Annotated in this window: 18 protein-coding genes and 1 riboswitch; of the genes, 12 read left to right on the top strand and 6 right to left on the bottom strand. The window is 67.8% G+C overall.

The window, feature by feature from the left end:
- The first annotated feature begins 165 nt into the window (after positions 1–165).
- From QF036_RS23675 to mnhG, 6 genes are read left to right on the top strand one after another with little or no spacing between them, the layout of a single operon-like run.
- Positions 166–3,204, top strand: coding sequence for a Na+/H+ antiporter subunit A (locus QF036_RS23675; protein WP_307105670.1), 3,039 nt, complete (start codon positions 166–168; stop codon positions 3,202–3,204).
- Positions 3,201–3,776 (top strand): Na(+)/H(+) antiporter subunit C, encoded by a 576-nt coding sequence (locus QF036_RS23670; protein WP_307105668.1) that lies wholly within the window; start codon positions 3,201–3,203, stop codon positions 3,774–3,776. The genes QF036_RS23675 and QF036_RS23670 overlap by 4 nt, the downstream gene beginning before the upstream one ends.
- A complete protein-coding gene (locus tag QF036_RS23665) occupies positions 3,773–5,362 on the top strand; it encodes a Na+/H+ antiporter subunit D (protein ID WP_307105667.1) in 1,590 nt (529 codons plus the stop codon). The genes QF036_RS23670 and QF036_RS23665 overlap by 4 nt, the downstream gene beginning before the upstream one ends.
- Positions 5,359–5,904 (top strand): Na+/H+ antiporter subunit E, encoded by a 546-nt coding sequence (locus QF036_RS23660; RefSeq protein ID WP_307105665.1) that lies wholly within the window; start codon positions 5,359–5,361, stop codon positions 5,902–5,904. The genes QF036_RS23665 and QF036_RS23660 overlap by 4 nt, the downstream gene beginning before the upstream one ends.
- Positions 5,901–6,179 carry a monovalent cation/H+ antiporter complex subunit F gene (locus tag QF036_RS23655; protein WP_307105664.1) on the top strand — a complete coding sequence of 93 codons (279 nt, stop codon included), beginning with the start codon at positions 5,901–5,903 and terminating at the stop codon, positions 6,177–6,179. Before QF036_RS23660 ends, QF036_RS23655 begins: the two co-directional genes overlap by 4 nt.
- Positions 6,169–6,585 carry a monovalent cation/H(+) antiporter subunit G gene (gene mnhG, locus QF036_RS23650; RefSeq protein ID WP_307105662.1) on the top strand — a complete coding sequence of 139 codons (417 nt, stop codon included), beginning with the start codon at positions 6,169–6,171 and terminating at the stop codon, positions 6,583–6,585. Before QF036_RS23655 ends, mnhG begins: the two co-directional genes overlap by 11 nt.
- A 111-nt stretch (positions 6,586–6,696) precedes the next feature.
- Here mnhG and QF036_RS23645 read toward each other — a convergent pair whose 3' ends face one another.
- From QF036_RS23645 to QF036_RS23635, 3 genes are all read right to left on the bottom strand, one after another.
- Positions 6,697–8,679 carry a hypothetical protein gene (locus tag QF036_RS23645; protein ID WP_307105660.1) on the bottom strand — a complete coding sequence of 661 codons (1,983 nt, stop codon included), beginning with the start codon at positions 8,677–8,679 and terminating at the stop codon, positions 6,697–6,699.
- A gap of 454 nt (positions 8,680–9,133) precedes the next feature.
- On the bottom strand, positions 9,134–9,397 hold the full coding sequence (locus QF036_RS23640) for a DUF4235 domain-containing protein (protein WP_003803257.1): 264 nt from the start codon (positions 9,395–9,397) through the stop codon (positions 9,134–9,136).
- A 57-nt stretch (positions 9,398–9,454) separates the two neighbouring features.
- Entirely contained in the window at positions 9,455–10,006 is a 552-nt protein-coding gene (locus tag QF036_RS23635; protein ID WP_307105658.1) for a heme-degrading domain-containing protein, read from the bottom strand.
- A gap of 119 nt (positions 10,007–10,125) precedes the next feature.
- A riboswitch (TPP riboswitch) is annotated at positions 10,126–10,269 on the top strand.
- A 72-nt stretch (positions 10,270–10,341) separates the two neighbouring features.
- Between QF036_RS23635 and QF036_RS23630 the strand changes: the two genes are divergently transcribed.
- From QF036_RS23630 to QF036_RS23620, 3 genes are read left to right on the top strand one after another with little or no spacing between them, the layout of a single operon-like run.
- Positions 10,342–10,962: an ECF transporter S component gene (locus QF036_RS23630; RefSeq protein ID WP_307105656.1), complete on the top strand. Its 621-nt coding sequence runs from the start codon at positions 10,342–10,344 to the stop codon at positions 10,960–10,962.
- Positions 10,962–12,614 (top strand): ABC transporter ATP-binding protein, encoded by a 1,653-nt coding sequence (locus tag QF036_RS23625; protein ID WP_307105654.1) that lies wholly within the window; start codon positions 10,962–10,964, stop codon positions 12,612–12,614. Before QF036_RS23630 ends, QF036_RS23625 begins: the two co-directional genes overlap by 1 nt.
- Positions 12,611–13,414: an energy-coupling factor transporter transmembrane component T family protein gene (locus QF036_RS23620; protein WP_307105652.1), complete on the top strand. Its 804-nt coding sequence runs from the start codon at positions 12,611–12,613 to the stop codon at positions 13,412–13,414. The genes QF036_RS23625 and QF036_RS23620 overlap by 4 nt, the downstream gene beginning before the upstream one ends.
- On the opposite strand, the gene QF036_RS23615 is transcribed toward QF036_RS23620, so the two are convergent.
- Positions 13,411–13,905, bottom strand: a complete 495-nt coding sequence (locus tag QF036_RS23615; RefSeq protein WP_307105651.1) for a GNAT family N-acetyltransferase — start codon at positions 13,903–13,905, stop codon at positions 13,411–13,413. The genes QF036_RS23620 and QF036_RS23615 overlap by 4 nt on opposite strands.
- Before the next feature lie 59 nt (positions 13,906–13,964).
- Positions 13,965–14,969 carry a hypothetical protein gene (locus tag QF036_RS23610; protein ID WP_307105649.1) on the bottom strand — a complete coding sequence of 335 codons (1,005 nt, stop codon included), beginning with the start codon at positions 14,967–14,969 and terminating at the stop codon, positions 13,965–13,967.
- 238 nt (positions 14,970–15,207) lie between these two features.
- Here QF036_RS23610 and QF036_RS23605 point away from each other — a divergent pair, with 238 nt between their 5' ends.
- From QF036_RS23605 to QF036_RS23595, 3 genes are all read left to right on the top strand, one after another.
- Positions 15,208–16,731, top strand: a complete 1,524-nt coding sequence (locus QF036_RS23605; protein WP_307105647.1) for a UDP-N-acetylglucosamine 1-carboxyvinyltransferase — start codon at positions 15,208–15,210, stop codon at positions 16,729–16,731.
- Positions 16,732–16,884: 153 nt separating this feature from the next.
- The gene (locus QF036_RS23600) at positions 16,885–18,120 is read left to right on the top strand and encodes a glutamate--cysteine ligase 2 (protein WP_307105644.1); all 1,236 of its coding nucleotides are present in this window, start codon (positions 16,885–16,887) and stop codon (positions 18,118–18,120) included.
- A gap of 237 nt (positions 18,121–18,357) precedes the next feature.
- Positions 18,358–19,026 carry an aspartate/glutamate racemase family protein gene (locus tag QF036_RS23595; RefSeq protein ID WP_307105642.1) on the top strand — a complete coding sequence of 223 codons (669 nt, stop codon included), beginning with the start codon at positions 18,358–18,360 and terminating at the stop codon, positions 19,024–19,026.
- Between the two features lie 16 nt (positions 19,027–19,042).
- Here QF036_RS23595 and QF036_RS23590 read toward each other — a convergent pair whose 3' ends face one another.
- Complete coding sequence (locus QF036_RS23590; protein ID WP_307105641.1) at positions 19,043–21,604, bottom strand: AMP-binding protein; 2,562 nt, start codon at positions 21,602–21,604, stop codon at positions 19,043–19,045.
- Positions 21,605–21,782: the final 178 nt, after the last annotated feature.

The following is a 21,782-nucleotide window of genomic DNA, read 5'->3' as shown; positions in this document are numbered from 1 at the left end:
AACAGGGAACGGAAACTCTCCCGCAGACTGGCGAAACTTGCCCTGCGGCCCGCCAGCGCAGGGAAAACTGCCAGTGCCCCCTTGATAAACTGTCGGGACCGAACCCAACGAATGACCGCCTGCTCCAACTTTTGATAACCGAATTCTGACTTTGCGGAGATACCAGTGATCACAGTCCTTGCCGTGCACTTCGCGGTGGCCGCTGTGGCGCCGTTCGTCTTCCGGAAGTTCGGCCGCAACGCGTTCTATGGGCTGGCCGCGGTGCCCGCCGGTTCATTCGTCTGGCTTCTGTTCCAGCACGCCGCCGTCTATGGCGCCGGAGCCACCGCAGAAGCCGAAATCGTCCCGTGGATTCCAAGCCTCGGCATCGAATTCGCCTTCCGCATGGACGCCCTGGCGTGGGTCATGTCCCTGCTGGTCCTGGGGGTGGGCGCCCTGGTGCTGGTCTATTGCGCGCGGTACTTCAAGGACAAAGACAGCTACCTTGGCGGGTTCGGCGCGCAGCTGCTGGCATTCGCCGGGGCGATGTTCGGGCTGGTCACCGCGGATGACCTGCTGATGATGTTCATCTTCTGGGAACTCACCACGGTCCTGTCCTACCTCCTGATCGGCTACGCACGGACACGCCTTGCTGCCCGCCGCTCCGCGCTCCAGGCACTCATGGTCACCACCGCCGGCGGCCTGGCCATGCTCGTTGGCCTGATCATGCTCGGCGCCAGCGCCGGCACCTACCGGATCTCGGCGATCCTTGAACAGGCGCCCGGGCTGGTCTCCGGCCCGGCGGCGGGAGCCGTGGGCGCCGCCGTCGTCCTCATCCTGATCGGTGCGGTCACCAAATCCGCGCTGGTCCCCTTCCACTTCTGGCTCCCGGGCGCCATGGCCGCGCCAACGCCCGTGAGCGCGTACCTGCACGCCGCCGCGATGGTGAAGGCGGGCGTGTACATCGTGGCGCGCCTCGCGCCGGGTTTTACGGACACCACCTACTGGCTGCCGCTGGTCCTTGGGCTCGGGCTCGCCACGATGCTGGTGGGCGGCTACCGGGCGCTGCGCCAGACGGACATCAAGCTCATCCTGGCCTACGGCACCGTGAGCCAGCTGGGCTTCATCACCATGGTGGTGGGGCTCGGAAAGCCCGACGCCGCGCTCGCCGGGCTCGCCATGCTGCTGGCACACGGGCTCTTCAAGGCCACACTCTTCCTTGTGGTGGGCATCATCGACCACCAGTCCGGCACACGCGACATCCGCAAGCTTTCGGGCGTTTTCCGCTCAGCCCGGGCCCTCGGGATCGTGGCCGGCGTCGGCGCCGCCTCCATGGCCGGCATCCCGCTGCTGGGCGGCTTCGTGGCGAAGGAGTCGGTGCTCGAGGCGCTCGTGCACTTCGCCGCCGCGCCCGGCTACGGCCCCTGGGGCGCAGTGGCCCTGGCGGGCGTGGTGCTCGGCTCCGTGCTGACTTTTGCCTACAGCGCGCGTTTCATGTGGGGCGCCTTCGCCGTGAAGCCGGGCGTCGAGCGCACCCCGTTCAAGGCCATCCGGCCCTCCTTCCTGGCGGCTCCTGCCGTCCTGAGCGTCCTGACCATCGTTTACGGCCTGTGGCCGGTTCCCGTGGATGCCTGGATCCAGCCCTACGCGGCACTGTTTACCGAGGGAACGCACGACGCCGCTACTGCGGAAGGTGCCGCAGGGCACCTCGCGCTGTGGCACGGGCTGACCCCTGCCTTGGGTCTGACCGCCATCACCTTCGCCGCCGGCGCGGCCATGTTCTACGGGCGGGCGGTGGTGGACAGGATTCAGAGCGCCGTTCCGCCCTGGTTCGACGCCGACCGCGGCTACCAGCTGACCATAGGTGCGCTGGACGACGCCGCCGTGTGGATCACCGGACGCACGCAGCGTGGTTCGCTGTATTTCTACCTGGCCGTGATCCTCAGCGTCGCCTTCGTCCTGCCCCTGTCCGCGCTGATCGCCGCGAACAAGCCGCTTCCCGAAGGGCTCTATTTCGTCGACCCCAACTCGCCCCTGCAGCTGGTGGCGGGAGCGGGGATCGTGATCGGGGCACTCGCTGCCGTCCGGGCCAACAAACGCTTCCTTGCCGTGCTTATGGTTTCCGTCACCGGCTACGGCATCGCGCTGATGTTCGCGCTGCAGGGCGCCCCCGACCTGGCCCTGACGCAGATGCTCGTGGAGACCATCATCCTGGTGGCGTTCGTGCTGGCCATGCGCAGCCTCCCGGCGGAACTGCGGGACCGCACCGGGGGCAAATACCGGGTGGTCCGCGTGATCATCGGCCTGTCCTTCGGCGCCACCATGGTCTTCGCCGCCATCCACGCCATGGGCGCCCGCATCGCCACGCCCGTCTCCCTCGAGTTCCCCAAGCTGGCCTACGAGGGCGGCGGCGGGCTCAACGTCGTCAACGTCACCCTGGTGGACATCCGTGCGTGGGACACCTTCGGTGAGATCTCCGTGCTGGCGCTGGCCGCGACCGGCGTGGCGAGCCTCATCTTCGTCCGGGGCCGCGGGGACCGACTGCGCACGGCGTCCGCCGTGGCCGAGGGAACGGTGGGCCGCCGCCACGGCGTGGACAAATCGTCGAGGGATGGCGCCGCACTGGCGCTGACCCGCAAGTTTGCCGCGGCCGCGCGGGACCCGTGGCTCGTTGCCGGGCGCACCCTGGCACCGGAACGCCGCTCCATCATCTTTGAAGTGGTCACCCGGCTGGTCTTCCACTCGATGATCATCTTCTCGCTCTACCTGCTGCTCGCCGGCCACAACCTCCCCGGCGGCGGCTTCGCCGGCGGCCTCATGGCCGGGCTGGCCCTCACCCTGCGCTACCTTGCGGGCGGCCGCTTCGAACTGCGGGAAGCCACCCCCATCAGCGCCGGCACGCTGCTCGGGATCGGTCTTGCCACGGCCTCGCTGTCCGGCGCCGCGCCTGTTTTGCTGGGCGGCCAGGTGTTCCAGAGCGCCATCATCGAGTTCTGGCTGCCGGTCTTTGGCGACATTAAGTTCGTCACCTCCACCATCTTCGACACCGGTGTTTACATTGTCGTCGTCGGCCTGGTGCTGGACGTGCTCCGTAGCCTTGGCGCCGAAATCGACGAGCACTTTGAAGAGCGCCCCCTGCAGCAGGAGGCACAGGACGGCGACGAGGACCGCGAACCGGTGCCAACGGGTATCCCGGCCGGATCAACCCGAGGCGGCACCCCATGACCGTTAACCTGACCCTGCTCACCGTCATGGGTGCGCTCTACGCCTGCGGCATCTACCTGATCCTGGAACGCAGCCTCACGCGTGTGCTGCTGGGGCTGATGCTGCTGGCCAACGCCACCAACCTGCTGATCCTCGCCACCGGCGGTTACGCCGGGCTGGCACCCTTCTTCAGCAAGGACACGGACCCCGCGTCCTACAACGATCCCCTGCCGCAGGCACTGATCCTGACGTCCATCGTCATTTCCTTCGCGGTGACCGCGTTCATGCTGGGCATCATCTACCGGACCTGGGTGCTTGCCCGCCAGGACGACATCCAGGACGACATCGAGGACCGCCGCGTGGCCGAAACCCCCAGCTTCGACGCGGAGGACGACGCCGTCATCCCCATGGAAACCTCAGAGTTCCCGTTGCCCATGCGCGGACCGGACGGTTCCGCCGCGGCAGAGCCGAGGGCGACTGTCGAGGCGGGCGGCCGGATCCTCCTGGCAGAGCACGCGGCGCTGGAGGAAAAACCGGGATCCGCCAACGTCACCGGCCCGGGCACAGACACCGCGGATGGAGGGGCGAAGTGAACCTCGCAAGCCTTGCCCCGCTCGCCGTCGTACTTCCCATTCTGGGCGCAGCGCTGACGTTCGTGCTGATCCGGCACTCCCGCACCCAGCGCGCCGTAAGCATTAGCCTGCTCTCGCTCACCCTGCTGCTGGAGTGCCTGCTCCTGGCATCCGTCTGGAACGGCGGCACGGCGGCGGTGAACATCGGCGGCTGGGTGCCGCCGTGGGGGATCGTCCTGGTGGTGGACCAGTTCTCATCGCTGATGCTCGTGGTGTCCTCCGCGGTGAGCCTCGCCGTCCTCGTGTACGCCACCGGCCAGGGCATGGCCGACGGCGACCAGGACGCCCCCGTGTCGATCTTCCACCCGACCTACCTGATCCTCGTGGCCGGGGTCTCCAACGCGTTCCTCTCCGGGGACCTGTTCAACCTCTACGTCGGCTTCGAGATCCTGCTGACGGCAAGCTATGTGCTGATGACCCTCGGCGGCACAGGTCCGCGCATCCGTGCGGGCGTCACCTACGTGGTGGTCTCGGTGGTGTCGTCGGTGCTGTTCCTGATCGCCATTGCGATGGTCTACGGCGCGACCGGCACCATCAACATGGCGGACCTGGCCATCAAGCTGTCGGAACTGGACCAGGGAACCCAGACGCTCCTGCACGTCATGCTGCTGGTCGCCTTCGGCATCAAGGCCGCCGTTTTCCCCTTGTCCTTCTGGCTTCCGGACTCATACCCCACCGCGCCGGCCCCGGTCACTGCCGTGTTCGCCGGCCTGCTGACCAAAGTGGGGGTCTACGCCATGGTCCGCACGGAAACCCTGCTGTTCCCCGGCGACAGCCTCAACACGCCGCTGATGGTGGTGGCACTGCTGACCATGGTCGTCGGCATTCTGGGTGCCCTCGCCCAAAGCGACATCAAGCGTCTGCTGTCCTTCACCCTGGTCAGCCACATCGGCTACATGGTGTTCGGCCTGGCGATGTCCTCCGTGGCCGGCCTTGCTGCTGCCGTGTTCTACGTGGCGCACCACATCACCATCCAGACCAGCCTCTTCCTGGTCACCGGGCTGATTGAGCGCCGCGGCGGCAGCTCCTCGGTGGACCGGCTCGCCGGGCTGGCCAAACTGTCCCCGCTGCTGGCCCTGCTGTTCTTTGTCCCCGCCATGAACTTGGCCGGCATCCCGCCGTTCTCGGGCTTCCTGGGCAAGCTCGGCCTGATCCAGGCCGGCATCGGACTGGGAACCCCGCTCGCCTACGCCCTGGTGATCGGCGGCGTGCTGACAAGCCTCCTGACCCTCCTGGCCGTCGCCCGCGTGTGGAACCGTGCCTTCTGGCGCAAGGCCGAGGACGCCGAGCACCCCGACCCGGTACTCCTGGCGGTTCCCGCCCCGGAAAGCAGCACGACGGCGGTGCGCCTCCTGCCCCGGACCATGGTCGGGTCCACGCTGGGCCTGGTGGTCCTAGGTGTCGCGCTCACCGTGTTCGCCGGACCCCTTTTCCAGGTGGCGGACCAGTCCGCCGCGGCCATGCTGGACAGGTCCGCCTACATCCAGGCGGTGCTCGGTGACGGCGCGCCCGTCCCGGCCCTGGCGCTGAGCGGAGGCGGAAAGTGAGCCGGCAAAGGGTGTCCCTGCGGCAGGAACTGCCGCTGCTGGTCTGGCTGGTCATCGTCTGGGGAGCACTCTGGCAGGACTTCAGTCCCGGCAACCTGCTCTTCGGCGCCCTGCTGGCGGTTGCGGTGGCGCGCCTGTTCTACCTGCCGCCGGTGGAGCTGAGCGGCCGCTTCAACGTGCTGAAGGCCGTTCCGTTCGCGGTGGTGTTCCTCGTCAGGGTGGTGGCCGCCAGCTGCCAGGTGTTCTACCTGGCAGTGGCCCAGGGGCCCAAGGTGACCAACGCCGTCGTCGCCGTTCCATTGCGCAGCCATTCGGACCTGATGGTGACGGCGACCGGCCACGTGATCTCCCTGATTCCGGGGTCACTGGTTGTGGAGGTGGACAGGTCCACCTCCACGCTCTACATTCACGGACTCAACGTGCGGAACGGGGAAGATGTCCTCAAACTGCGCAAGGAAGTCCGGGACACCGAGGCGGGGCTCATCCGGATCATGGGAACGAAGGAAGAGCTTGCCGCCCTGAATCAGGAGGTTGGCGCATGATGGAGCTGGTCCTCACCGTCACGGCTGTGGCGCTGGCCCTGGCCGCCGCGGGCGCAATCATCCGCATCGCCCGCGGCCCGTCGCTGCTGGACCGCGTCCTCGCGGCGGACGTGCTGCTTGCCATCCTCGGAGCCGCACTGTGCATCGACATGGCAGTGAACCGGCACCTGAACAATCTGATGCTGGTGGTGGCGGTGTCCATCATCGGATTCATCGGCTCAGTGACGGTGGCACGCTTCGTGGCAGACAGGCGGGAGCAGCCCAATGAGTCCTGAACCGAACGCCGTGGATACCGTGATCGATGTTGCCTCGGCCGTCTTCATGGTGGTGGGCGCCCTGATGTCCCTCGCCGCCGCCATCGGCCTGCTCCGCTTCCCGGACCTGATGAGCCGCATGCACGCTGCTACCAAGCCCCAGGTGCTCGGATTGTTCCTGCTGCTGGCGGCGGTAGGGTTGCAGTTGCGCACCTGGTGGGTGTGGCCGGTGCTGCTCGTGGCCTGGATCTTCCAGTTGCTCACCGTTCCGGTCTCGGCCCACATGGTGGGCCGCGCCGGCTACCGCACCAAGCACCTCCACAAGGAGCTGCTCAGCACCGATGAGCTGGAGGCCGTGGTGGTGAAGGCCGCCAAGGCGGCCCGTGAATCGGAAGAGGACGACGGCGGCAACCGCACCGCTGTTTGAGCCTGTCGAAACCAGGCAAGTGAACGCCCTTCGGAGGACTGGCCAACATCCTTAAGCAGTCAGGGCCCCGCCTGCTGAGCAGGCGGGGCCCTGAGTGGTAGCGGCTGACCCCTACCGGGTTGCGAGCACCCCGGTTGCGGTGCCGCCGCGGCTGGATTGGACCAGGACGCTGGTGATCTGCCGGTTGGGTCCGGGCTTGACCCGGTAGGACCAGGCGCCGAGGGTGTCGACCTGTGCTGTGCCGATCTTGGTGGCGGCCCGTCCGGGGGTGGTGTCGTAGATGACCACGGTGGTGGCCGGGATCAGGACGGCGGTGTTGCCGGGCAGCGTTGAGGTGCCCGTGACCCGGAGCTCGGTGCCGAGCCGGTGGCGGGAGCCGGCGACGGCCACGGTGTCGGTCTGCACCGTCAGATTCACCGTCGCCGGTGCGCTGCCGATGCCGTTCTTGTCCGTGACGATCAGCTGGATCTGGATGGGGTCGTTGGCCTTGGCTGTCAGCGGTGCCGTATCGGTGGTCTTGGCGTAGTAGGGGACGGTGACGGTGGGCTTGGCGGCGGTGTCGCTGGAGAAGGTGACGGCGGGTCCGCTGACCTGGAGCCATTTGTAGCTGGCGGCACCGGTGGAGGCGCTGCCGTCCAGCTGGACGGTTCCGCCGCGGGTGACCGTGGTCGAAGCGGCGGTGGCTACCGCCGTCGTCGGCTGCGTTTCACCGGGGACGGAGCCGCTGCCGGTGTCGACGACGGGGCCGGGATCCGGGGCGGGAGTGACTGGGTCCAGCCCGACCGGGGTTGCCGGACCGCCGGAGATGGTTACGGGCAGGGACGCGGAGCCGCCGGCTGCGGTTTTCACCGTGACGGTGGCCGGGGGAGCCTTGACCGGGAACGACTTTTCAGACGGTGTGCCGGCAGCCGGCTCATCCAGGGTGCCCAGGCCGGTGACGGTCAGCGGGTAGCCAACGGAGGAGAGGGCACCGACGGTCAGGTTCGTGCCGTCGTAGACCGCCTTGGTGATCAGGATGCCGCTGGGTTTGGTGACGCTGATCTGGCTGCTGCTGGCGGGCTTGTCGCCGATGTTGGTGACCTTCACCGTGGCCGGCGCGGTCCCGGTGAATTGGACCCGTGCGTAGTACCGGCCGGTGTCGGGGTCACTGAGCATGGGGGTGGTTTCGAAAACCCCGGCCTGCCCGTCCACCTGGAGCTGGGCGCCGTTCCCGCTGCTGGCGAACACGTCGATCATGGTGCCGTTCAGGACGGCGCTGTCGCCGTTGACTCCCTGGTTGGTGGAGATCTTGCCCTGGACCGTGAACTGGTCCGTTTCCAGGGCCAGGCCGCCGCCGTTGACCGAGAACTTGTTGTAGCCGAAGGGGCTGCCGGTAACGGTGTGGTCCTGGCCCGGGTCTCCGAGGTAGCCCTCGGGCGCTGCCGGGGCGGCGGCCGGATCCCACTTCAGGAACGGGCCGATGTTGCTCTTCAGGGCCGTGGAGAAGTTGCCGACGGCGGGTGAGATGTCCTCGACGAGCTTGCCGTCGCCGGCGCCGTCGGTGTCGATGGTGATGGTGCCGTAGGGGTGCTGGAACGTCAGGGTGGCGTTGGCCGGTCCGCCCTTGACGACGATGCGCTGCCGCCCGAACACCAGCTGGTCTCCTTCGGTGACCGTGTTGGCGAACGCTGCCTCCAGACCGAGGACCAGGACGGCGCGGCCGCCGCCGGGAAGGGCCAGTTCCGAGCCGGCGAGCATGTAGAACGCCTCTTCCGGGAAGTTGTCCGGGAACGATATGGGTGCGGTTTCGTCCGGGATGTCTCCGGGCAGGAAGCCGCAGAGCGGGTTTTCCGCGTCCAGGCAGAGCTCGACGCGGGTTTTGTTGCTGTCCTCGTACCAGGACGGGAAGCCATACTCGGTGTTGACGGGCCCGACGGCGGTCAGCCCGCCGGGGTTCTTCACCGTCACCTGCGTGGCGGCCAGTGATGTGCCGGCGCCGGTCGCGGCGAGCAGCACGGCCGTGGCGGCAGCGATTCCGCGGCGGCGGGATGGGCGCGGAGCCCGATGTCGTGAGGTCAGGTGCTGGGCCGACAGGAAAGGTGGGATGGATACCATTTTTGTCTCCTTGAAAAGACGCTGATGGCATCCACCTAATGCGGCGGGGGTTGGAAAAACGTTCGGGTTCGCGGTTGGAAAAACCTTGGAATCTAAGGTTTTTGGCGGCGGCGTGGGGGGACCCGTGATGCTCCAGCCAAGGCCTTGCCGGCGCCGTCGCGGGCAGTGCCTGGGCTTGACACCGGCCGCCGCGGGGGCACGTGACCGGCTGCCGCCGCAGGATGTGACCGGACCCGGCACCGCAGGTCTGCGGTGCCGGGTCCGGCTGTTGTGAGCCCGGCCGAGGTCATCAGCACTGCCAGGTTCAGAACATGTATAGATTGGCGTGCCGGGCTTGGAGAAACCCGGCAGGATGCCGAACGGCCGGACCAGGCTCACCCTATGTTGGGGGCTAAAGGGCCGGGACGATGTCTTGGCGCTGGGAGATGCCCTGGCGGGTGGACGACGCCTGGCGCTAGACGATGTCCTGGGTCTTGGCAAAGCGGGTGATGGCCCGCTGGGTGCCCCGGTTGGCCAGCACCTGGATCACCGCGCTCACGGAAGCGGAGACGAGGGCGAACGTCAGGGCTGTGCGCAGCGTGGTGGGGACGTCGTCCTTGTCGCCCTTGGGGGGCTTGCGGCCCGTGACCTTTTCCCAGATGGTATCGACGGCCTTGGTGCCGGCGAACCCTGCCAGCAGGCTGATGCCGGTGCCAAGCAGCTTGATGAAGAAACTCATTGCGGAACTCCTCGCGTGATGAACACTGGTCTTTTCCTACCCTATCCGCATGAAGCGCTAGCCTAGCCGCATGGACCGGTGGATTTCCCGCAACGCCTGCACCACGAGGTCGTGGTCCGCCTTCTGCGGCAGCCCGGACACCGTGACCACGGCCACCGCTCCCACGTCCCGCACATAGATGGGGAAGGCTCCGCCGTGGGCAGCGTAAGTGGACTGGTCGAACCAGGCGTTGTCCTCGATCCGTCCCCCGCCGACCCTGCCGCGCAGGCCCACCAGCAGTGAGGGCTCCTCGTAGCGCGCGGCAGTCCGCTGCTTGGCCCGCACCCAGCCCTCGTTGTCCGGGGTGGCTCCCTCAAGCGCTACGTGGAAGAGGACCTGTTCGCCCTTGGTGATGTCGATGGCAATGGGCAGGTTGTCCTCCTTGCCGCGTTCCACCAGTTCCAGGCCCAGCGCCAGGGCATCGTCCTTGCTGAACCTCGGGAACTGCAGTTCGGCGATTTCACCCTCGATCTGACCGATCAGGGCTTCCAGGGATCCCGCCGGCTGTTCCTCGGAGGCATCGGGGTCAAAGACGGGCAGGGCAGTGCTGCCGGAGTCCTGTAGCGTCATGGCCCCAATGTACTCCGGACAGCTGTCCCGACGGCGCAGGAAAACTCCGGCATTGTGACAGCTGCCCCGGGATTCCGTGGCCGCCGAGGTGTAAACTGGACCGGCCCACAAGGGCAGATTTATCACGACAGGGGAGCGCCGCCGTCGGGATGCAAAGGCAACTGCCAGCGCAACCATGGATGGGCGCTGAGAGTGCGGACCGCCGCAGACCCTCGAACCTGATCCGGCTAGTACCGGCGTAAGGGAGTCGAGTTCTCAAAGTGCCCGGCAGCAGGTGGCCAAGCCACCGGCAGCCGGGGGAACGCTTTCCCCTCCTGTTCCTCAGGAGGACCATCATGACAACTGCAGCAATCAAGAAGACCAGCTACAACTGGCGCGTGGCCGACATCGTCGTGGCGGCGCTCATCGCCGTTGCCGGCGGCGTGATCTTCTGGGCGTGGTCCCAGGGTGCCAACCTCATCTCCGCCCCCATCAACGCCGTCTACCCGCCGCTGACCGGCCTGTACGCCGGAGGCTGGATGATTCCGGCGGTACTGGGGATGCTCATCATCCGCAAGCCCGGCGCGGCCCTGTTCTGCGAAACGGTGGCAGCCACGGGTGAACTCCTCATGGGCTCGCAGTACGGCACCACGGTGCTGATCTCCGGCGTCCTCCAGGGCCTGGGCGCGGAGCTCGTGTTCGCCGCTTTGGTGTACCGGAAGTTCAACCTCCCCGCCTCGCTGCTGGCAGGCGCCGGGGCCGGGCTGTTCTGCGGCCTCAACGACTCCTTCGCGCCGTGGGGCTGGAACATCGCCTACGCCGCGGGTGACAAGTTCGCGTACATCGTGTTCTGCGCCATCTCCGGCGCAGTCATCGCCGGCGCCCTGTCCTGGATCGCCACCCGCGGCCTGGCCAAGACCGGTGTGCTGAGCTCCTTCGCGTCCCGCAAGGCAGCGACGGAGCCCGTCTTCTCCTAATGCCCGGACAACACGACGGCGCGGTCCGCCCCGCCGCGGTACACGCCCGTGGGTGGGGCTGGCGCCACGCCGGCCGCACCAAACCCGCCGTCCACGCCCTGGACCTGGACATCCGCCCCGGCGAACGCGTCCTGCTGCTGGGCCCTTCCGGGGCCGGTAAGTCCACGCTGCTTCATGCCCTGGCTGGCGTGCTGGGGGACAGCGACGCGGGCAGCAGTTCCGCGGACGGGACCCTTGACGCCGGGACACTAGACACCGGGGCAGCGGACCGCGACGACGCGGATGAGAGCGGCGAGCTGCTCATCGACGGCGCGCCACCGCGCGCGCAACGGGGCCGTGCCGGACTCATGCAGCAGGACCCGGAAACCCAGGTGGTGCTCTCCCGCCTGGGCGACGACGTCGCCTTCGGCGCCGAGAACCTCTCGGTGCCCCGCGAGGAGATCTGGCGCCGCGTGCATGAGGCACTGGACGACGTCGGACTGTCGCACCTGCCGCTGAACCACCCGACGTCTGCCCTGTCCGGCGGCCAGAAGCAGCGCCTGGCGCTCGCCGGCATCCTGGCGATGCGTCCGGGACTCATCCTGCTGGACGAGCCGACCGCGAACCTCGACCCGGCCGGCGTCCTGGAGGTCCGGGACGCGGTGGGCCGCTGCCTCGACAAGACCGGGGCCACCCTGGTGGTGGTGGAGCACCGGGTCGCGGCCTGGAAAGACCTGGTGGACCGCATCGTGGTCCTGCAGCCGGGGTCCGCGGCGAACGGCGCGGTACTGATCGACGGGACGCCGGACGAGGTCCTCGAGCAGGCCCGCGGGATGCTTACCGCGGCCGGCGTCTGGGTCCCGGGCTACGTCCCCGAAACCCGGCGCCGTCTGGCTGCCGGTGTCCCAGGCATTGACGGCGGCCGGCTGCTGCTCGCCGCCGAAAAGCTCGCCGTCTCGCGGGAACGGCCCCGGCGCCGCGGCTTCCGCTCCGTACCGCCCGAGCCCGTACTGCGGGACGTCACGGCACAGGTCCGGGCGGGGGAGGCGCTGACGGTCACGGGTCCCAACGGCGCCGGCAAGTCCACCTTTGCGCTGACCCTCGCCGGGCTGCTGCCGCCGGTGGACGGCAAGGTCTCCGCGACTGTTGAGTTGAGTGGCGGAGCCGGAATTGACCCGTACAAGTGGAGGGCCGAGCAGCTGATCGCCCGGATCGGCACGGTGTTCCAGGAACCCGAGCACCAGTTCGTCACCGGCCGCGTCCTGGACGAGCTGCAGTTCGGCCCGCGCCATCTGGGCCACGGCGAAGACCGCGTTGACGAGCTGCTGGAGCGCCTACGCCTCACGCATCTCGTGGACGCCAACCCGTACACGCTGTCCGGCGGGGAGAAACGCCGGCTGTCCGTGGCCACCGTCCTGGCCGCTCACCCGCAGGTGCTGGTCCTGGACGAGCCGACCTTCGGCCAGGATGCCAACACCTGGGCGGAGCTTGCCTCATTCCTTTCCGAGCTGCTCGACGCCGGCACGGCGGTCGTGTCCGTCACGCACGACGAGGAGTTCACCCATGTGCTCGGCGGCACCGAGCTGCGGCTGGGCTCCGGCGGACGGCCCGAGCCCAGGCCCGTTGAGCCGGCTTCAGAAGCCGAACCAACGTCAGAACAGGCGGCGACATGAGGGAAGCACTGACACTCGCCGGAAACCGGGCAGTGCTGACACGCGCCAATCCGCTGGCCAAATTCGCCGCGGTCTTCCTGATCACCCTGGTGCTGGCGCTGTCCATCGACTGGATGTCCGCCTCGGTGGCGCTCGCGTGTGAGCTGCTGGTCTTTCCGCTGGCCGGGTTGACGTTTTCGCTGCTGTGGCAGCGCGGGTGGCCGCTGATCCTGGCTGCCGCTGTGGGCGGCTGGAGCACCTCCATCCTGGCGCCGGACAGCGGAAGGATACTGCTCGACGTCGGACTCTGGTCCATGAGCGAAGGTTCCCTTCAGCTGGGGCTGGGTTTTCTGCTGCGGGGCCTGGCCATCGCCCTGCCTGCGGTGCTGCTGATGAGCTGCACCGATCCCACCGACCTGGCGGACGCCCTCGCCCAGAAGGCGCGGCTGCCGCATCGTTTTGTGCTGGGGACCCTGGCCGCGATGCGGCTGGTCGGGCTGATGGCCGAGGAGTGGCAGACCATCGGCATGGCCCGGCGCGCCCGTGGCGTCGGATCGCGCGGCAACCCGTGGCAGCGGATGCGGGCCACCCTGGGGCAGAGCTTCGGCCTCCTGGTCCAGGCCATCCGCCGCGCCACCCGCCTTGCCGTGACCATGGAGGCCCGCGGATTCGGCGGGGCCAGCCGGACCTGGGCGCGCGTGTCCACCTACAGTGTGCTGGACGTCTGGGTGGTGCTCGGCGGAGTCGTGATCGCCGTCGGCGCTGTGGCCGCCGCGCTGTGGGCCGGTACGTGGAACATGGTGTGGCTTGAGGGCTCCTAGCCAGCAGGCCGTGCCATCCGGACCTCGGCCAGCCCTTCCCAGTCCTCGATCGTGTCCTTGGCGCCGGTGAAGACGAAGCCGTTGCGCTGGTAGAAGGCCTGGGCGCCCGGGTTGTCCTCGGCCACCCACAGCGCAGCCGCTTCATTCCCGATCGAGGCATCGAGCAGGGCCTGGCCCAGGCCCCTGCCTTGGTGGGAGGCGAGAAGATAGATGCCCCAGAGCTCGGTCTGCTCCCGCACCCCGTCCTCGGGCGGAAACGCACCGGCAAACCCCACCAGCGTCCCGTCGTCGACCGCTACGTAATGGCGGCCCGCGTGCGGTCCGGCCAGGAGTTGCCGCCACATGGCCAGCCGCCCTTCCACGCCCTGCTTGGCCATAAAGCCCGGTGAAAGCAGGTGGGCATACGTTTCGCGCCAGCATTCCAGGTGGAGCCGGGCTAGGGCCTCAGCGTCTTCGGGTGCGGCCTGGCGGACATTGCAGGTGGGATCCATGGCGCCGAGTCTAATGTTCCCGACGTCTAATGTTTCGGCTCTAATGTTCCCGGCCGGCCTCAGATGCAGGAGTGGTCGTGGTCGAAGCCGTCTGCCACGAACTGGGTGAGGACCACCCTGCCGCCCGCGGTGAGGGGCGCCGCGGAACACATGCTATTGGCCACGGCGGCGGTGCGCGCGCCGGCAAGCCAGCTTGGCAGCGAGTAGAGGCTGCTGGCCGATCCCACTTCGCCCACGATCTGCCCCCACTGCCGGGCGGAGGAGTAGATGCCCACCCTGGCGCCGATGCTGTGGAAAAAGTCGGCCATGCCTTCGAGGTCCGCCCGGTTCGCGTTCCTGTCGCCTGACCAGCTGTTGCCCGTCTCCACGTCCAGCCACCAGAGGTACGTCCCAGGCTCGGAAATGGTGCGGAGGTAGGCATCGTCGAAGGCCTTGGCGTACCCGTACATGTAGGCGCACGCCGCGTCGTCCTGCCCCTGGCAGGTGCCGTACGGGTTGGCCACGACCTCGCCGCCGTACTCGTTGTTCGTCGGCCACCAGGAGCCTCGCAGCCCCGGGTTAGCCGTGTTCACGTAGAGCGCCAGCCGCGGCTGGCCGGTCCCGCCGGCAGAGTCATCCGCCCAGTCAAGCTGCTGGTGGAGGCACGGGTTGGTGGTGTTCGCCAGCCCGTTATTGACCCCGACAATCGCGAACGCAGGGTTGTCAGGCAGGTCGCCGTTGCACTGCGGCCAAGAGACGTCGTTGCCCAGCAGGGTTTCGTCGCCAGTTTCGTCGCCAGGCAGGGCGGAGGCGGACCCTGACGGCTGCCGCGCGGGTTGCCGGTTGGCCGGCTGCGGGGATTGCCGGGACGCGGGCGGCTCCGCCTGCGCGGCGCCGCCGGGAGCGGCCGAAGCCCGGGGCGAGGCCTCGGTGACGGTCGATTCGGGGGCCGGCGGCGCGCCGTCGTCGAGCCTCGGTCCCGGGATGAAACCCACGGCGGTGGCGACCATGAAGGACAGCAGCGCTGAAGCCCGGCGCCCGGCCGGGCGCCTCCTGGTAAGCACAGCGGAGCTGAAAATGGACACGGCGGCCTCCCGTTCCCTTATGGCCGCAACAGGTACCGCTAGCTTGCTCCCGGATACGCTCCGCGGTCAAGGCGGGCGCAGGCGCTTGACGAAGACGGCGGACGCCTCCACGGATTCTGTCACACCACTCCGGCCCGTTACTGAAAGTTTATGCGTGTAACGGGTATATCAAGGGCGCTCTCCTCGAATTATCCGCACCGATGCGACGAAATAACTCATATCTGATATATTTTTGTCCATGACTCAACAGACCCCTGAACACGTCGGCCTTCTGCTCCGCGACGCCCGCGGCCAGAAGGGGTGGACCCAGGGCCAGCTGGCCGCGGAACTTGGCACCAGCCAGAGTGCCGTGGCCCGCATGGAACAGGGCAAGCAGAACCTGAGCCTGAAAATGATCCAGCGCCTGGAGGCGATCTTCGGCCGCAGCATCGTCCAGCTCGGCAAATCCCAGATGACCCACCTCCGCGTGGAGGGCGGCCGGACGCTTTCGGGTGCCGTTGACGTCAACACCAGCAAGAACGCCGGGGTCGCTCTTCTTTGTGCCAGCCTCATCAACCGCGGCACCACGACGCTGCGCCGGCTGGCCCGCATCGAGGAAGTCAACCGCATCGTCGAGGTTCTGAGCAGCATCGGCGTCGAATGCACCTGGCTGAACGACAACGACCTCCGCCTGCGCCGCCCCGCGGACCTTGACCTGGCGTCCATGGACGTCGAGGCCGCGCGCCGGACCCGCAGCGTCATCATGCTGCTGGGCCCGCTGCTTGATGAAACGGATGAATACCGGCTGCCCTACGCCGGCGGCTGCGATCTGGGCATCCGCACCGTGGAGCCGCACATGCAGGCACTCCGCCAGTTCGGTCTGTCCGTGGAGGCCAGCTCCGGCTTCTACGCCGTTCAGGCACCCCCGACCGACGACCTCGACCGCTCGTTCGTGCTGACCGAACGCGGTGACACCGTGACCGAAAACGCCATCATGGCGGCTGCCCACCGCTGCGGCACCACGGTCATCCGCAACGCCAGCCCCAACTACATGGTCCAGGACCTCTGCTTCTACCTGCAACGGCTGGGCGTGGAGATCGACGGCGTCGGGACCACCACGCTGAAGATCACCGGCAAGCCGACCATCGACGTCGACATCGAGTACTTCCCGTCGGAAGACCCCATCGAGGCGATGAGCCTGATCACCGCCGGCATCGTCACCAACTCCGAGGTGACCATCCGCCGTGTGCCCATCGAATTCATGGAGATCGAGCTGGCCACGCTGGAGCAGATGGGCCAGCAGCTGGAGGTCTCCGGCGAGTACATGGCCCGCAACGGGCGCACCCGGCTGGTGGACGTGACCACCAAGCCCTCCGAACTGCGTGCGCCCGAGGACAAAATCCACCCGATGCCCTTCCCCGGGCTGAACATCGACAACCTGCCGTTCTTCGCGGTGATCGCCGGCAACGCCGAGGGCCAGACCATGATCCACGACTGGGTCTACGAGAACCGCGCGATCTACCTGACGGAGCTGAACAAGCTGGGCGCGCGGGTGCAGCTGCTGGACCCGCACCGGATCTACGTCAACGGACCCACCCGGTGGCGTGCCGCCGAGGTGGGCTGCCCGCCCGCGCTGCGTCCGGCCGCCTGCCTGCTGCTGGCCATGCTGGCGGCTCGCGGCGTATCCGAGCTGCGCAACATCTACGTCATTGAGCGCGGTTACGAGGACCTCGCCGAGCGGCTCAACACCATCGGCGCCAAAATCGAGTACTTCCAGGACTGACGCCACTTCGAGCGCGAGCGAACACTTAAGCCCATTCAAGGAAGCGCGAGCGAACACTTAAGCCCCGTTGGCTCGCGGGTTAGGGGCCACAAGTGTCCGTTCGCGCTTCGTCATGTCGGGGACGTATTCGCTGGTCTGGCGCACAATGTAGGCATGCGGACTTTTGGCGTGGAGGAAGAGCTCCTGATCGTTGATCCGGACAGCGGGGAACCGCTGGCGCTCGCCGATGCCCTGTTGGCGGGCCGCAAACTCGCCGCCGACGACGCCCCGGGCAAGCCCCGGCTGGTGAAGAAAAAGGCCGAAGCCCAGTTCGACGACGACGAAATGGGCTTGAGCGCCGAACTCAAGCTTGAACAGATCGAGACCCAGACGCGTCCATGCCTGGACCATGCGGAACTGCTGCGGCAGATCCGTGCCGGCAGGGCATTGGCGGACGACGCCGCACAGAGCCACGGTGCGCGGATTGCCGCCTTGGCCACGTCACCGCTGGCCCTCTCCAGCCACACCACGCCGGATCCGCGCTACGCCAGGATGCTGGAACGGTTCGGCCTGACCGCGCAGGAACAGCTGACCTGCGGCTTCCACGTCCACACCTACATCGAATCCCCGGACGAAGGCGTGGCCGTGCTGGACAGGATCCGGGACAAACTGGCCGTCCTGATCGCGCTCAGTGCCAACTCCCCGTTCTGGAACGGCGTGGAAACCGGATTCGAGAGTTACCGGACGCAGGCATGGAACCGCTGGCCGTCGTCGGGCCCGTCTGCCATTTACGGCAGCCTGTCCTCCTACCGCCGTTTGGTGACGCGGCTGCTGGACAGCGGCGTGGTGCTGGACGAGGGCATGATCTACTTCGACGCACGGCTCTCCCGGAACCATCCCACCGTGGAAGTGCGGGTGGCGGACGTCTGCCTCCGCGCCGAGGACGCGGCGCTGATTGCCGTCCTGGTCCGGGCGCTCGTGGAATCGGCATGCCGGGAATGGCGTGAGGGTGTGGAGCCCACGCCCGTGCCGACCGTGCTGCTGCGGATGGCCGCCTGGCAGGCCAGCAACTTCGGCCTGCGCGGTGAACTGCTCGACTTCGGCAGCTTCCGGCCCGTGCCCGCCGAGGACGTGGTGCGCTCGCTGGTCGACTTCCTGGAGCCGGTGCTTGCCGAGAACGGCGAGCTGGACCTGGCCCGGCGGGGCATCGAGGAGATCTTCGCGCGCGGCACCGGCGCCGCAGAGCAGCGCGGCATCCGGCAGGTGGTGCTGGACAAAGCAGAGCCCGACGACGGCGGGCTGGGTGCCGTCGTCGCGCACGCCGTGCGGGCCACCCACAAGGGAACCGATGGGTACGTCGGCCCGAATGCCGATGTCGCCCCGGAACTGCTGCGCGTCCGGCAGCTCTGACCCGCGCACTTCCGCAGCGCGAACTGGCAGCTAGCACCTCAAAACGCGCATTTGAAGGCATCACCTGCCAGTTCGCGTGTGGGTGGCGCGGGCCGGTGGGGCTTAAGTGTGCGTTCGCACCCCGGTGGTGCGCTGGTGAGGCGGGCATGTTTCCGATGGTCATTTTCCGGCAAACCGCGTGAAACCTCGGCTGGTTAGTGTGGCATCACAAGAACCGCACGGGGGAAGGAACGCACCATGCGCGTAGGAATCATCAGGGCTTTGACCACCACCGACCGGCGCCTGCTCAACTCACACGGAAGGCTGCTCCGCGAGACCTTCGGCTTCGACGTGACAACGCGGTGCATCCAGGACCAGCCCTCCGGCGTCCACGACGCTGAATCGCTGCAGCGCGCCGTACCCAAGGTCGTGGAACTCGCGCTGGACATGGCTCCGGACGTCGATGCGCTGGTCATCAGCTGCGCCGCCGATCCCGGTTTGCCGGAGGCACGTGCCCTGCTGGACATCCCCGTGATCGGTGCCGGCTCCGCAGCGGCTGCGGCCGCCCTCGCCTTCGGCGGCCGGGTGGGCGTCCTTGGCCTCAAGCACTCCGTGCCGGGTCCCATTTCCGATGCCCTTAGCGAGCGCATGCTCCTGATCGATGGCCCCGAGAGTGTGGAGACGCCGGACGGCTTCCTCATGCCAACTGGCATCTTCGACGCGCTCGCCGCCGCCCATATGCTGGTGGACGCCGGAGCGGATGTCATCCTCGAGGCAAGCACTGGACTGACGAGCATCGGCATGGCGGACGTCCTGCGGCGCAGGCTGGGAATTCCCGTCATTGACCCCGTCACGGCTGCGGGCTCCATGCTTGTCTCCGCCGTGGCATCCCGCGACCTCCAGGCTATCCGAGCTCAGGCCGTCTGAGCCCAGGCCGCCCGGTTCAGGAGGTGTGCGCCTTGGACCGCCTGAACCGGCGGCGGAGCGTATCCCTGTTACTCCGGCTCAACAGCCCCATGACGCGCGTGCACAGCGCCCAGTACGCCACACCGGCCGCCAGGGACGCTGCCACCGCCAATGCCGGGCTGGTTGCATCCAGCAGCGGGTAGACCAGCCAGTGCACGAGGTACGCGTAGAGGGAAGCGCTGGCCAGCAGGACCGCCAGCCGCTGCAGACCCTTCGGCACGGGAATGGTGGGCAGCCAGGTGAGCAGCAGGATTCCGGCAACAAGCGTCAGCTCCCGGTGGGTATCCCCGAAGAAGCATCCGGGCACCGTAAGGATCGCGAGGCCCGATACCGCGCACCGCTGGACCCACGTCCGGGTCCGGGCAATGGCCCATCCCAGGGCAAACAGCCACAGGGTTGGCGACGGGTGGGGGATGCCGGGATCAACGATGTCATACCGCGAGAGCAGCGCGAGGCCAGTGACGGCAAGCGGAAAGAGCAGCGGGAACCGCCGCTCCGCCCGGTCCGCCCAGGGGATGGCCAGCAGGGCCGACATGCCCAGGAGGATGTAGACCAGCACCTCGATGAACCAGAAATGCCACTGCGTGGTCACGGCTTCGGGGCCGACCACGGAGTTGAGGAGCACGACATTGGCCAGGGTATACCGGTCGGTGATCAGGTAGGCCACGCCGATGAAGGCCATGCTGGGCACCGCCACCCGTGCCAGGCTGGTGAATTGGCGCCTGAACCGCGGAAGACGGTCCCCGCTGAGCTGGAACCGGGCGAAGTTGTACCCGGCGACCGCCATGAGGACGTGGGCCATTCCCGGCCATTTCATCAGCCCCACGTGCGTACTGACGATGAGCACAATGGCCACGGCCCTGAGTACGATGCTGGTTTCGAGCGGGGCAAAGTACCGACGCATCTTCCCGGCCGGCTTTTTCCCCGCGTGCTGCTCCAGGTCGCGGACCGGCGTCACGTGCCAGTCCGGCGGGAGGTGCCCCAGCAGCTGCTCCAGGCGAACGGACGTCGCCACGTAGGACAGCGAGTCGCCGCCGAGCGAAACGAACGTGTCGCCGTCGCCGATGTCCGTGCGCTCCAGCGTGTCGCGGAAGACCCGCCGCACGTCGTCGGGACCGGCAGCGGGGTCCGGACCGGGTTTGGAGGGCGCAGGTTTCGAAAGCGCAGGTTCTGACAGCGCCAGGACCGCCGGGTAGTCCACTTTGCCGGTGGCCAGGCGGGGGAGGTGCTCGACGGCGTGCAGCTCCAGGGCCGCACGGGGCAGCCCGATGCCCTGCGCGAGGACCTTGGCCAGCAGCTGGGTGTCGTGACTGCCCTCGACCGCGACGACGAGGCCCTGGTCCGTGCCCGCGCTCGCCGCTTCAACGCCGAGGTCGGCCAGGATGCGCTCCACCTGGCCGAGGTCAACCCGGAGGCCAACGATCTTGACGAACCGGCTGCGCCGCCCGACCACTTCGTAGACGCCGGCCGGGTGCTGCCTGGCCAGATCCCCGGTGCGGAGTTCGTGGACCGTGCGGCCGGCGCCGAGATCCTCCGGCGTCTCTGCGTAGCCGAGCATGACATTGGGCCCGGTGTAGACGAGTTCGCCGTGCTCGAGGCCGGGCACGGGCTCGATGCGGAAGGCGCCGCCCGGCACCGGGATGCCGATGGCACCGGGGTGCTCGGCGGCCAGCTTGGACGGAAGGTAGGCCATCCGGGCTGTGGCCTCCGTCTGGCCGTACATGACGAACAGTTCCCAGCCCTTCCGGCGGCCGAGCTCGGCGTAACTCTGCACGCGTTCGGGGGCGAGCCGGCCTCCGGCCTGGGTGACATACCGCAGGCCCGGGAGGTCCATCCCGGCAAAGCCCACGCGTTCCAGCAGTTCGAAGGTGTACGGCACCGCGGCAAATGACGTTGCCCCGCCGGTGCGGAAAAGCTCCCAGAAGCACGGATCAACAACGGACAGGTCGGTCAGCACCAGGCCCGCACCCCGGAGCAGGTGGCTGTTGATCACGGACAGCCCGTAGCAGTAGGACATCGGCAGGGTGGTTGCGGCGCGGTCTGCCGGGCCGATGTTCAGGTACTCGGCAATCGACTCCGCATTGGCCTGCAGGTTGGTGGCGGACAGCCGTACCAGCTTCGGCGACCCGGTGGAACCGGAAGTGCTGAGCAGAAGCGCTAGATCCGGATGGAGTTCGTGCCGGGTGCCCGCCCTGCGTTCCTCGAGCAGCGTCTGTCCGTTGGCGGAACCCAGCACGACGTCGGGGTCGTACGCGGCCACCAGGGACTCGAGCGCCGCCGGCTTGTCCTCCGGCAGCAGGATCAGCGGGTGGCCGGCAACCAGGGCAGCGAGGTAGGCCACCAGGGAGTCGACGTCGTTCGCCGCCGCCAGTGCCACCAGGCGCCGCTGGGTACCCAGCCGGAGCGCGAGGGCATCAACCCTGTCGGCTAGTTCCCGGTAGGTGAGAGTGAAATTGTCGGTGAGAATTGCGGGCCTGTCGCCGTGGCCTGCGAGATCCGCGGCGAAGGGCACCCGCGCGAAATCAAGCTGCGTGGTCACCGGAAGAGGATATTAGTTAAGGCTTACCTTAGTAAAACCGTTCCGCGGCCTGTTACGGCATGCCATACTCGCTCCGTGAGCGAGTCTTACCAGTTCAGGGCCCCAATGTGGTTGTATCCGGGCGAATCCGGCTGGCACTTCATTACGTTGCCCGTGGATATTGCGGAAAGCAGATTGC

This window comes from Arthrobacter globiformis (genome assembly GCF_030817195.1).
Lineage (GTDB): Bacteria > Actinomycetota > Actinomycetes > Actinomycetales > Micrococcaceae > Arthrobacter > Arthrobacter globiformis_D.
Note: the sequence above shows the minus strand (reverse complement) of the source record. Positions and strands in the feature narration are given on the sequence as shown.

Coding starts and splice junctions, on each gene's coding strand:
- QF036_RS23670 (WP_307105668.1), top strand. CDS start 3,201: ATGACCGTTAACCTGACCCTGCTCACCGTCATGGGTGCGCTCTACGCC.
- QF036_RS23655 (WP_307105664.1), top strand. CDS start 5,901: ATGATGGAGCTGGTCCTCACCGTCACGGCTGTGGCGCTGGCCCTGGCC.
- mnhG (WP_307105662.1), top strand. CDS start 6,169: ATGAGTCCTGAACCGAACGCCGTGGATACCGTGATCGATGTTGCCTCG.
- QF036_RS23645 (WP_307105660.1), bottom strand. CDS start 8,679: ATGGTATCCATCCCACCTTTCCTGTCGGCCCAGCACCTGACCTCACGA.
- QF036_RS23640 (WP_003803257.1), bottom strand. CDS start 9,397: ATGAGTTTCTTCATCAAGCTGCTTGGCACCGGCATCAGCCTGCTGGCA.
- QF036_RS23635 (WP_307105658.1), bottom strand. CDS start 10,006: ATGACGCTACAGGACTCCGGCAGCACTGCCCTGCCCGTCTTTGACCCC.
- QF036_RS23630 (WP_307105656.1), top strand. CDS start 10,342: ATGACAACTGCAGCAATCAAGAAGACCAGCTACAACTGGCGCGTGGCC.
- QF036_RS23625 (WP_307105654.1), top strand. CDS start 10,962: ATGCCCGGACAACACGACGGCGCGGTCCGCCCCGCCGCGGTACACGCC.
- QF036_RS23620 (WP_307105652.1), top strand. CDS start 12,611: ATGAGGGAAGCACTGACACTCGCCGGAAACCGGGCAGTGCTGACACGC.
- QF036_RS23615 (WP_307105651.1), bottom strand. CDS start 13,905: ATGGATCCCACCTGCAATGTCCGCCAGGCCGCACCCGAAGACGCTGAG.
- QF036_RS23605 (WP_307105647.1), top strand. CDS start 15,208: ATGACTCAACAGACCCCTGAACACGTCGGCCTTCTGCTCCGCGACGCC.
- QF036_RS23600 (WP_307105644.1), top strand. CDS start 16,885: ATGCGGACTTTTGGCGTGGAGGAAGAGCTCCTGATCGTTGATCCGGAC.
- QF036_RS23595 (WP_307105642.1), top strand. CDS start 18,358: ATGCGCGTAGGAATCATCAGGGCTTTGACCACCACCGACCGGCGCCTG.